Here is a 10,245-nt window from a genome sequence, read left to right as displayed (position 1 = left end):
AGCGAGGGAGGCAGTTTTTTAAAGAGGCGTTGTCTCCTCGACGGCGCAGTACTCGGCGGGAAAGTATTTCCTCTGGAAGTATCTGGCTACGGAAACCAGGGATATGAGCACGGGCACCTCCACCAGGGGGCCAATGACGGCGGCGAAGGCCGCGCCCGAGCCGATGCCGAACACCGAGACGGCCACCGCTATGGCAAGCTCGAAGTTGTTGCTTGCCGCCGTAAAGGAGAGCGTGGCCGTTTTCTCGTATCCGGCCCCGAACCTCTTGCCCATGTAATAGGAGACCAGGAACAAGAGGACGAAATAGACGAGCAGGGGCAGGGCCACGCGCAGAACGTCCAGGGGAAGGCGGATAATGTAGTTCCCCTTGAGGGAGAACATGACCACGATGGTGAAAAGCAGGGCGACGAGCGTTATCGGGCTTATGCGGGGCACGAAGCTCTCCTCGTACCACTCACGCCCTCTCGCTCGAAGGAGCACCAGGCGGGTCGCCATCCCTGCCAGGAAGGGAATGCCGAGATAGACGAAGACGCTTTTGGCTATCTGTCCCATGGTGACGTCCACCACCACCCCCTTGAGGCCGAAAAGCGGCGGGAGCATGGTTATGAAGACGTAGGCATAAAGGGAGTAGAAAAGCACCTGAAAAATCGAGTTGAACGCCACCAGCCCGGCGGCGTATTCCCTGTCGCCGCACGCCAGGTCGTTCCACACGATGACCATCGCGATGCAGCGGGCCAGCCCTATCATGATGAGGCCCACCATGTACTCGGGGTACCCCCTCAAGAAAAGGACGGCCAGAAGAAACATCAGAACGGGACCGATGAGCCAGTTTTGTACCAGGGACAACCCCAGCACCCGCCGGTTCCTGAAGGCCTCGCCCATCTCTTCGTACCGCACCTTGGCCAGGGGAGGGTACATCATCAGGATGAGCCCCACCGCTATGGGTATGTTTGTGGTGCCCACGTGAAAGCGGTTGATGAGGCCCTCCACCCCCGGGAAGAGGTATCCCAGCCCCACACCCAGCGCCATGGCCGAGAAAATCCAGAGCGTCAGAAAACGGTCGATGAAGGACAAGCGCGCGGGCTTTTCGTTCATTTCCTCCCCTTTCTACTTACGCGTGCGCAACGCCGTCTATGCGCAGCAGGCTCTGCCGGCCCCTTCCTCCCCGGCCGGCGTTGCAGCCTTTTGCTTGAGGAATTCCGCGAGCCTCTGCCGGTCCTCCGCGGCCAGAGGGCTCTCGTACCTCTCCGCCACGGAGAGCAGGAGGAACCGCCGGAACAGGTCCGCGCCCTCCAGGCTGTAGTGGGTCCATCTGCCCACCTTGCGGTCCTTTATGAGCCCGGCCTCCTTGAGCACCGCCAAGTGGAAGGAGGCCCGGGGCTGGCTCGTGCCCAGGGCGGCCACGATATCGCAAACGCAGAGCTCCCCGTCCCGAAGAAGGCTCACGATGCGCAGGCGCGTCTCATCGGAGAGTGCCTTGAAAATACCCGGAACATCCGACATCCTACACCTCCTCCCCGATGAGCTGCTTCACACTTTGGGGCGAAGGCAGGGGCTTCCCCGCGTGCTTCACCTTGCCGTTTACCACGAGTCCCGGCGTGGAGAGGACGTGCTTCATGATCTCGCCGATGTCGGTTACCTTCTGCACGGCGGCCTCCACGCCCAGCTCCGCCGCGGCCTTCGCTGCCATCTCTTCCATTTTCTTACAGTTGGGGCATCCCGGCCCCAGCACTTTTATCTCCATCCCTTCCTCCTACAGTATGGCGTTGAACAGATAGCCAATGGCTGTGATGGTTACGGCCATGACGCCCACGAAGACGGCCAGGAGCTTCACCTTGAGCACCTTTCTCAGGATAATCATTTCCGGCAGGGACAGGGCCGTAACGGCCATCATGAAGGCCAGCACGGTGCCCATGCCCAGGCCCTTCTCCATGAGGGCATAGACGATGGGTATGGCCCCGGCCGCGTTGGCGTAAAGGGGCACCCCCATGAGGACCGCGGCGGGCACGGCCAGGGGATTTCCCGGGCCGGCCACCCTGGCCATGAAGTCCTCCGGGACATAGCCGTGGATAAAACCCCCTATGCCGATGGCCAGGAGGACGAAGAGCCAGACCTTCCGCAATATCTCTCCGGTGTTCGCCCGGGCCAGAGCGAGCCTCCGGTCAAACGTCATCTTCCGCTCTTCCAGGACGCCTGTCCGCATGGTATACACGTATTGCTCCACCCACTTCTCCAGGCCGAGTCTTCCGATGACGATGCCGCCGAACACGGCCACGGCCAGGCCTGCCCCCAGGTAGATGGCCGCCACTTTCCATCCGAAGAGGCCGAAGAGCATGACCAGAGCCACCTCGTTCACCATGGGGGAGGCTATGAGGAATGAGAACGTCACCCCCAGGGGCACTCCCGCCTCGACAAACCCGATGAACAGCGGGACCGCCGAGCAGGAGCAAAACGGCGTGACCACCCCGGTCATGGCGGCTAGTCCATTTCCTATAAATAGTTTCTTATGAGAGAGCAGGCGCCGCGTCCTCTCCGGAGGGAAATAGCTCCGGATGACGGAGACGGCGAAGATGACGACCACGAGAAGAAGAAATATCTTTAATGTATCTGAAATAAAGAAATTAAGGGCGTCCTCCAGGCGGCTCCCGGCCTGAAGGCTTAGAATATCACGGGTTATGAGGTCTGAGAAGCCCTTGAGCATGAGATAATCCTTTTTCCTAATATAAAAATAAGTTGATGGATTGTCAAGCGGGAAGGGCCCTTGGAGCCCGGGGAGTGTAATGTTGAATGACAAAGGGCGGACCCTGTACTATGATTGAGGAAGGAAATGTCGCCCGTCTTTGATAATGGCGGGGTTTCATTGACTTTTCCGGGACTGGGGGGTGCATCTTCATGGCTGGCAAAGAGGTCATCGACATCGTGGGAGCGGGCCCGGCGGGGCTCGCGGCGGCCATAGTTCTCCGCAGGGAGGGGATTGCCGTCAGGGTGAGCGAAAAGTCCCCCGAGGTGGGCCACCGGCTGAAGGGAGATTTCCAGGGGCTTGAGAACTGGAGCTGCGAAAGGGATATCCTGGAGACGCTCAAGGACATAGGTATCGAGCTCAGTTTCCCCTGCGTCCCTTATTACGGCGGCACGGTCTACGCCCCTGAAATGGAGCCCGTGGAGGTGAAATCGGAAAGGCCCATCTTCTACCTGGTCAGGAGGGGCTCCATGACGGGGACCCTCGATGCGGGACTCAAGGAGCAGGCCCTTGCGCTGGGCGCCGAGATACGCTTCAACCGCAGGCTGGAAGGTGCGCAGGGGAGGACCATCGTGGGAACGGGCCCCCGTGGGGTCGATATTCTGGCCCTGGGGATTACCTTTGAGACATCGCTTCCGGACCGGGCGGCCGTGGCCTTCGACAACCGCATCGCCCCCAAGGGGTATGCCTATCTCCTGGTCAACCGGGGCCGGGGCACCATGGCCACGGTGCTTTACAGGGAATTCAGGAGGGCGGAGGAGTTTTTCGCGAGGACGCTCCGCTCCTTTGAAGAGAAAATCCAGCTTGACGTGAGAAACCCCAGGAAGTTCGCCAGCTTCGGCAACTTCTTCCTCCGGGACACCCAGGTGGGGGACGGCAGGTTATATGTGGGCGAGTCGGCGGGCTTTCAGGACTGCCTCTGGGGCTTCGGGATGAGGTACGCCATCATATCCGGTTACCTGGCCGCCCGAAGCATCATCGACGGCACCCATTACGACGCGCTCTGGAAGCGGGAGCTCAAGCCCATGCTGGAGACGTCCCTCGTCAACAGGTACCTCTTCGAAAGGTTCGGCCACCGGGGGTACCGGTTTCTGGCAAGGCGGTTTGCGGAGGGCAATCCCTGCGGCTACCTGAGGCAGCACTATGCGCCTTCCCTGCTGAAACGCGTTCTTCTCCCGCTGGCCGCGAGGTCGTACGAAAGCCGGACGAAAGATACGGGCTTCGACCGCAAGAGCATCCCGCCCGCCTTCTCCCCCGGGAAAAAACGGGACGCCCCACCGATTCCGGTGCGGTCGGACCATGAGGGGTAGGCCGCTCCGTTTGACCTCTCTTTCGGGGCGTGGGGCTCTTGGTTCCGGATGCTGACAGGAGCCCCGTTTTTCGCTACCATCGAAGGAGAAACGAGATTGAAAGGGGTGTGCGATGAACAAGAACATGGGAACTCTCGATAGAGCGATACGCGTGACCGCCGGGTTGAGCATCCTCTCCCTCGCCTTCGTGGGCCCCCGGAGCAAGTGGGCCTCCCTGGGGGGCTTTCCCCTTGTCACCGGGGCCGTGGGCTGGTGCCCGGTTTATGAGCTCCTGGACCTCTCCACCCGAAGGAAAGTCCACCCCTGGAACAGGGAGTACTGGAAATAAGAAAAGGGGGCCTCGGCGGCCCCCCCTTTGCTTGAGCCGTTACTTCTATTAGCCTTCTTTTTCCCTCAGGGCGGCCTGAGCGGCGGAGAACCGCGCTATGGGAACCCGGAAGGGCGAGCAGCTTACGTAATTGAGCCCTATCCGGTGGCAGAACTCCACCGACTTGGGGTCCCCTCCGTGCTCGCCGCAGATGCCGAGCTTGATGTCCCTGCGAGCCTTCCGCCCCTTCTGCACGGCGGTGCGCATCAGCTCGCCGACCCCCTCCACGTCGATGGAGATGAAGGGGTCGTCCTTGAGGATCCCCTTCTCTATATAGAAGGGAAGAAATTTGCCCGCATCGTCCCGGGAGAGTCCGTAAGCAGTCTGGGTAAGGTCGTTCGTCCCGAAGGAGAAGAACTCCGCCTCCCCGGCTATCTCGTCCGCGGTGACCGCTGCCCGGGGCAGCTCTATCATGGTGCCCACCAGGTAGGGTATCTTCACGGCGTACTCGGCCTGCACCCGGTCGGCCACCTCCAGGGCGAGCTTCCTGAGCATGGCCAGCTCGTTGACGTGGCCCACCAGGGGTATCATGACCTCCGGGATGACCTTCACGTTCTGCTTCGCCAGCGAGCAGGCCGCCTCCATGATGGCCTGGACCTGCATTTCGTAGATCTCGGGGTAGGTGACCCCCAGGCGGCAGCCCCTGTGGCCGAGCATGGGGTTGAACTCGTGCAGCGAGGTGTTCTTGGCCTTGAGCTTCTCGAAAGAGGCACCCATCTCCCCGGCCATGTCCCGAAGCTCCTCGTCCGTGTGGGGCAGGAACTCATGCAGCGGGGGGTCCAGGAGCCTGATGGTCACCGGCAGCCCCTCCATGGCCTTGAAGATGCCCTCGAAGTCCTTCCGCTGCATGGGAAGGAGCTTGCCCAGGGCCCGCTTTCTGCCTTCCAGCGTGTCCGAGAGTATCATCTCCCGGACGGCCCGGATGCGGTCGGCTTCGAAGAACATGTGCTCCGTCCGGCACAGGCCGATGCCCTCGGCCCCGAAGGTTCTGGCCACGGTGGCGTCGTGGGGGGTGTCGGCGTTCGTGCGGACCTTGAGCGTCCTGAACAGGTCGGCCCAGCGCATCATCTCCTTGTACCACGGATTGCGCGCGGGGTCGGCCGGCAGGAGGCTGAGCTTTCCCTCGTAGACCCTTCCCTTGGTCCCGTTGAGAGTAACCCAGTCCCCCTCCCGAAGGACGCGCCCGTTGACGTTTATGGTCTTGGCCGGCAGGTTGATGTCCAAGTCCGAGCAGCCCACGATGCAGCACTTGCCCCAGCCCCGGGCCACCAGTGCGGCGTGGCTGGTCATGCCGCCCTTGGCCGTGAGGATGGCCTGGGCGGCGTGCATGCCGTGGACGTCCTCCGGCGAGGTTTCGTTTCTCACCAGGATGACCTTCTCCCCCTGCTTTGCCCAGGCTTCGGCATCGTCGGCCGTGAAAACCACCCTTCCGGTGGCCCCGCCGGGGCCCGCGGGGAGGCCCTTGGCCAGGGCCGTGGCGTGGCCTTCCGCTTCGGGGCTCACCATGGGGTGCAGAAGCTCGTCCATCTGGTCGGGGGTCACCCTCATCACCGCAGTCTGCTTCGTGATGAGGCGCGCCTTGGCCATCTCCACGGCCATCCGGATGGCGGCCTGGCCGTTGCGCTTGCCCACCCGGGTCTGGAGCATCCAGAGGCGGCCGTCCTCGATGGTGAACTCGATATCCTGCATGTCGGTGTAGTGGCGCTCCAGCTTTCGCTGTATGCGGTCGAGCTGCTTGTATACCGTGGGCATGGCTTCTTCGAGGGAGTGTAGGTGCCTGGTGTCATCGGTCTTGCCGGCTTCGTTCACGGGGTTGGGGGTCCTGATGCCGGCGACGACGTCCTCGCCTTGGGCGTTGGGAAGCCACTCGCCATAAAAAACCTTCTCTCCGGTGGCCGGGTTCCGGGTAAAGGCCACGCCCGTGGCAGAGTCCAGGCCCGTATTGCCGAAAACCATGCTCTGTACGTTCACCGCCGTGCCCCACTCCTCGGGAATCTTCTCTATCCTGCGGTAGGAGACGGCCCGCTTGCCCATCCAGGACTGAAAGACCGCGCCTATGCCGCCCCAGAGCTGGGCGATGTGGTCGTCGGGGAATTCGGTGCCCAGCGTGTCCTTGATGATGGTCTTGAACCGTTCGCAGAGGTCCTTGAGGTCCCGCACGGTAAGCTCGGTATCGTGCTTGTAGCCCTTTTCTTTCTTCACCCTGTCCATGGCCGTCTCGAGCTTGTGCCTGATGGCATCGTGGTCGTTTCTGGGCTCGATGCCCGCGGCCTTCTCCATGACCACGTCGGAGTACATCATGAGGAGGCGGCGGTAGGCGTCGTAGACGAACCTCTCGTTGTTGGTGCGCTTGACGAGGCCGGGAATGGTCTTGCTGGTGAGGCCGACGTTCAGGACGGTCTCCATCATCCCGGGCATGGAGCGCCGGGCGCCGGAGCGCACCGAGACCAGCAGGGGGTCGTCGGGGTCGCCGAACCTGCGGCCCATGAGCTTTTCCACCCGCGCCATGGCCTGCTCCACCTGGGGGGCCAGCTCCCGGGGGTACTGGCGGTTATTCTTGTAATAGAGGGTGCAGACTTCGGTGGTAATGGTAAAGCCAGGCGGCACGGGGATGCCCAGGTTCACCATCTCGGCGATGTTGGCGCCCTTGCCGCCGAGAAGGTTCTTCATCTCGGCGGTGCCGTCGGCCTTTCCGGCACCGAAGAAATAGACGTATTTCTTCGGCCGGGAGGCAGCCCTCCTGGCAGCCTTCCTGGCCCCGGTCTTCTTGACCGTCTTCCGGGCCCGGGTCTTTTTCTGCACCGTCTTTGCGGCAGCCTTCACTTTTTTCCTTGCGCCCCCGGCCGCCTTCCTGGCCTTGGGGGCCGCCTTCTTCGCAGCTCCCTTCGCCCTGGCAGCGGTCCTCTTCGCAGCCGACTTCTTCTTGGCCATAGGGTTCCTCCCGAGTGCATGTGTAATGACAGTGTTGTTGCGTGAACGTCCAAAGAATGTTTGTTAGAGTACCTTATAATACTAAAAATATCAACCCCTTATGTGCCGCAAAGGCCGCGCCGGCCGCCCTCCCGCCCGGAGAAGGCGGCTCAGAGGTACTGCCGTTTCGCGGTGAAGGGAAGAGACAGAATGTGCCTCAATTTCAGCCTTTCGGCATCCCTGAAGTTCGCATGGCCGATGACCATCCCCTGGTGGCCGCGCTCCGGCTGCGCCCGGTAGGTCCCGAAGAGCCTGTCCCACCAGGGCAGGTTGAAGCCGAAGTTGCTGTTCATCTCCCTGCGGACGACGGAATGGTGGACCCTGTGCATGTCCGGCGTAACCACGAAAAGCCGTGCCAGGCGGTCGGCGCCCAAGGGAATGTCCACGTTGGAGTGGTTGAACATGCTTGTGGCGTTCAGCAGAACCTCGAAGAGCACCACGGACCACGGAGGCGCTCCCAGTGCCAGGATGGCCCCCATCTTGATGCCCATGGAAAGCACTATCTCCAGGGGGTGAAACCGGGCCCCGGTGGTCACGTCGATATCCAGGTCCGTGTGGTGCACCACGTGAAGCCGCCAGATGGGCCTGACGTAGTGGAAGACTACGTGCTGTGCGTATACGGTGAGGTCCAGCAGCAACACCGAAAGGACGCCCGCCCAGAGTTCGGGAAGGGGGACGGCGTTGAAGAGTCCCAGCCCCCGTCCCCGCGCGTCCATGGCCACCCAGACGGCCGTCACCGGGAAGAGAAGGCGGAGCGTGCCGGCGTTCAGAAATGTCACGGCGAGGTTGTAGAACCACCTTCGGGCCTTTGAGGTCCGAAGGCTGCGCTTCGGCCTCTGGAGCTCCCATCCGGCCATGGCCGTGAGCACCCCCAGGAAGGCGCCCAGGCGGATGAAAGCTTCCGAATCGATAATGAACATGTTCACGGCAGAGGGCCCCGCTATCCATTATAAGCCCTTGCCTTCTTCGCGTGCGAAAGGCGCGGGGACGGGGGGCTTCCGCTCTTCCGGGGCTCTTGCCCCGCCGGGGGTTACTCCTTCCGGTAAAGGCCGACCAGCTCGGCCTCGGCGATGATGTGCTCCCTCATGGCCCTCAGCAGGTCGGGCTTGGTCCCCTTGCCGCCGGGCTCCGGGAAATTGTCCAGGGCGTAGAGCTTGAAGAAATAGCGGTGGGTGCCGGAGGGCGGGCACGGACCGCCGTATTCGCGCTTCTTGAAGTCGTTCATCCCCTGCTTGGCTTGCGGGGGGACGGTGTCCTCGGGAATCTCCCGTGTCTCGGGGGCGATGTCCCAGACCACCCAGTGCACCCAGGTGCCTGCCGGGGCGTCCGGGTCGTCGACGATAAGGGCCAGGGACTTGGTGCCGTCGGGGACCTTCTCAACCGCGAGCGGCGGGTTCACGTCCTTCCCCTGACACGTATACTTCTTGGGAATGAACCCGTTGTTGCCGAACATGGGACTGACAAGGACCAGCTCAGCCATCTTCGCCTCCACGCTCCCGGCGGGCGGAGCCCATCCGGTGAGCACAACAGAAATCAGCACTCCAAGGAGCAGCTTTAGAGACATCATGAGCACGCGCCTGGACATACCTCAGATTATAGCACTGCATTCCCATTCGTGAAGGGGGGCTCGGCCCCGGCGACCAAGGGGGGCTCGGCCGCCGGCGACCAAGGGGGGCTCGGCCGCCGGCGACCAAGGGGCCCGGCCTCCAACCCCAAAGGAAACGGGCAGCGGTAAGGACGCCCCTCAGGGATGGCCGAAGCGGTCGGCCAGGGGCACCAGGACCTGGCACTCCCGGTAGGTGACGGTGGACTGCCAGTGCCCGGTCAGTTTCGCCGCCCCCACGATGCCGAAAAAGAGGGCGAGGACGAGGCCGGCATAAAGGAGCGGCGTCACGGTCCTCCGGCGGGGAAGGGCCGCATCGAGGGCGTCCCTGGCGGGGCAGACGCTTACGCAGGTCAGGCAGCCCGAGCACTCGGGAGAGCGGACCCTTCTTTTCCGGTCCACGGGCAGGTGGCTCGGGCAGGTCTTGCTACACAGGCCGCACCGGCTACAGGCCTCCTCGTTTCGCGACACCTTCGCGGGGCTCAGACAGCTCAAAAGGCCGGTAAGCGCTCCGTAGGGACAGAGGTAGCGGCACCAGAAATTGCGGTAAAAGAGGGAGAGGGCCACGAGCCCGCCCAGAACCGCCCCGGTGAAAGCGGTCATTTCGGTAAAGAAATGAAGCATTTTCACGTCCGCCACCTTCCAGTACGGGGTGTGGACGAACTGAACAATCCCCTCAAGGGGTGTTTTGACGAGTACGGCGTAGAGGAAAAACCCCAGGAGCAGGTACTTTACCAAGCGGAGGGAATAGTCCAGATAACCGGGAAGCCGGAAATTCCGACCGAAAAGCCTGCCGCCCAGGCGGTAGGCCTGCTCCGACAGAGCCCCCACGGGGCAGACCCAGCCGCAGAAACTCTTCTTCATAAGAGCGGAGGTTGCCAGGGCGGCCAGGAAAATCACCAGGGCGGCCGGGTGCACCGGGTCGAAAACGCCCTTCTGCACCCACAGCCTGAGAGACATGAGCGCGCCGATGGGCAGGAAGCCATCCACTAGCGGAGGGCGCTCCACCGGTGCGCCGCCGCTGATGAAGTGCCCGGCAAAGAAGTAAAACTGCACCCCGCCTTGGAGGACGAGGGCGAAGACCCCCCACTGAACGGCATATCTCAAACGCCTGAGATACCGGCGCCTTGCGTTCTGCATGTCTTCTATTTTATTGATGCGGGGTGTCCGGGGGTATGACGGTCGTCAGTACGGGACTGCTTGAAAGGCCCCCGGGCATACGAAGCCGCTCTTTCACCGCGGAAAGGACGAACGG

Annotated in this window: 10 protein-coding genes; 2 read left to right on the top strand and 8 right to left on the bottom strand. The window is 62.4% G+C overall.

Going from position 1 to position 10,245, the window contains the following annotated elements:
• Nucleotides 1-18: 18 nt before the first annotated feature.
• From arsB to P8Y39_10480, 4 genes are read right to left on the bottom strand one after another with little or no spacing between them, the layout of a single operon-like run.
• Nucleotides 19-1,095, bottom strand: coding sequence for an ACR3 family arsenite efflux transporter (gene arsB / locus P8Y39_10495; protein ID MEJ2192755.1), 1,077 nt, complete (start codon nt 1,093-1,095; stop codon nt 19-21).
• Nucleotides 1,096-1,131: 36 nt separating this feature from the next.
• Nucleotides 1,132-1,503 (bottom strand): metalloregulator ArsR/SmtB family transcription factor, encoded by a 372-nt coding sequence (locus tag P8Y39_10490; protein ID MEJ2192754.1) that lies wholly within the window; start codon nt 1,501-1,503, stop codon nt 1,132-1,134.
• Between the two features lies 1 nt (nt 1,504).
• Entirely contained in the window at nt 1,505-1,744 is a 240-nt protein-coding gene (locus P8Y39_10485) for a thioredoxin family protein (GenBank protein MEJ2192753.1), read from the bottom strand.
• A gap of 9 nt (nt 1,745-1,753) precedes the next feature.
• A complete protein-coding gene (locus P8Y39_10480) occupies nt 1,754-2,701 on the bottom strand; it encodes a permease (protein ID MEJ2192752.1) in 948 nt (315 codons plus the stop codon).
• A gap of 191 nt (nt 2,702-2,892) precedes the next feature.
• Here P8Y39_10480 and P8Y39_10475 point away from each other — a divergent pair, with 191 nt between their 5' ends.
• Entirely contained in the window at nt 2,893-4,050 is a 1,158-nt protein-coding gene (locus P8Y39_10475) for an NAD(P)-binding protein (GenBank protein MEJ2192751.1), read from the top strand.
• 112 nt (nt 4,051-4,162) lie between these two features.
• The gene (locus P8Y39_10470) at nt 4,163-4,378 is read left to right on the top strand and encodes a DUF2892 domain-containing protein (GenBank protein ID MEJ2192750.1); all 216 of its coding nucleotides are present in this window, start codon (nt 4,163-4,165) and stop codon (nt 4,376-4,378) included.
• A 48-nt stretch (nt 4,379-4,426) separates the two neighbouring features.
• On the opposite strand, the gene ppdK is transcribed toward P8Y39_10470, so the two are convergent.
• From ppdK to P8Y39_10450, 4 genes are all read right to left on the bottom strand, one after another.
• The gene (ppdK, locus tag P8Y39_10465) at nt 4,427-7,348 is read right to left on the bottom strand and encodes a pyruvate, phosphate dikinase (protein MEJ2192749.1); all 2,922 of its coding nucleotides are present in this window, start codon (nt 7,346-7,348) and stop codon (nt 4,427-4,429) included.
• 149 nt (nt 7,349-7,497) lie between these two features.
• A complete protein-coding gene (locus P8Y39_10460) occupies nt 7,498-8,307 on the bottom strand; it encodes a sterol desaturase family protein (protein MEJ2192748.1) in 810 nt (269 codons plus the stop codon).
• Nucleotides 8,308-8,417: 110 nt separating this feature from the next.
• Nucleotides 8,418-8,867, bottom strand: coding sequence for a YbhB/YbcL family Raf kinase inhibitor-like protein (locus tag P8Y39_10455; protein ID MEJ2192747.1), 450 nt, complete (start codon nt 8,865-8,867; stop codon nt 8,418-8,420).
• Nucleotides 8,868-9,131: 264 nt separating this feature from the next.
• A complete protein-coding gene (locus tag P8Y39_10450) occupies nt 9,132-10,130 on the bottom strand; it encodes a 4Fe-4S binding protein (GenBank protein MEJ2192746.1) in 999 nt (332 codons plus the stop codon).
• Nucleotides 10,131-10,245: the final 115 nt, after the last annotated feature.

This window comes from Nitrospirota bacterium, from assembly GCA_037386965.1.
Lineage (GTDB): Bacteria > Nitrospirota > Thermodesulfovibrionia > Thermodesulfovibrionales > JdFR-86 > JARRLN01.
Note: the sequence above shows the minus strand (reverse complement) of the source record. Positions and strands in the feature narration are given on the sequence as shown.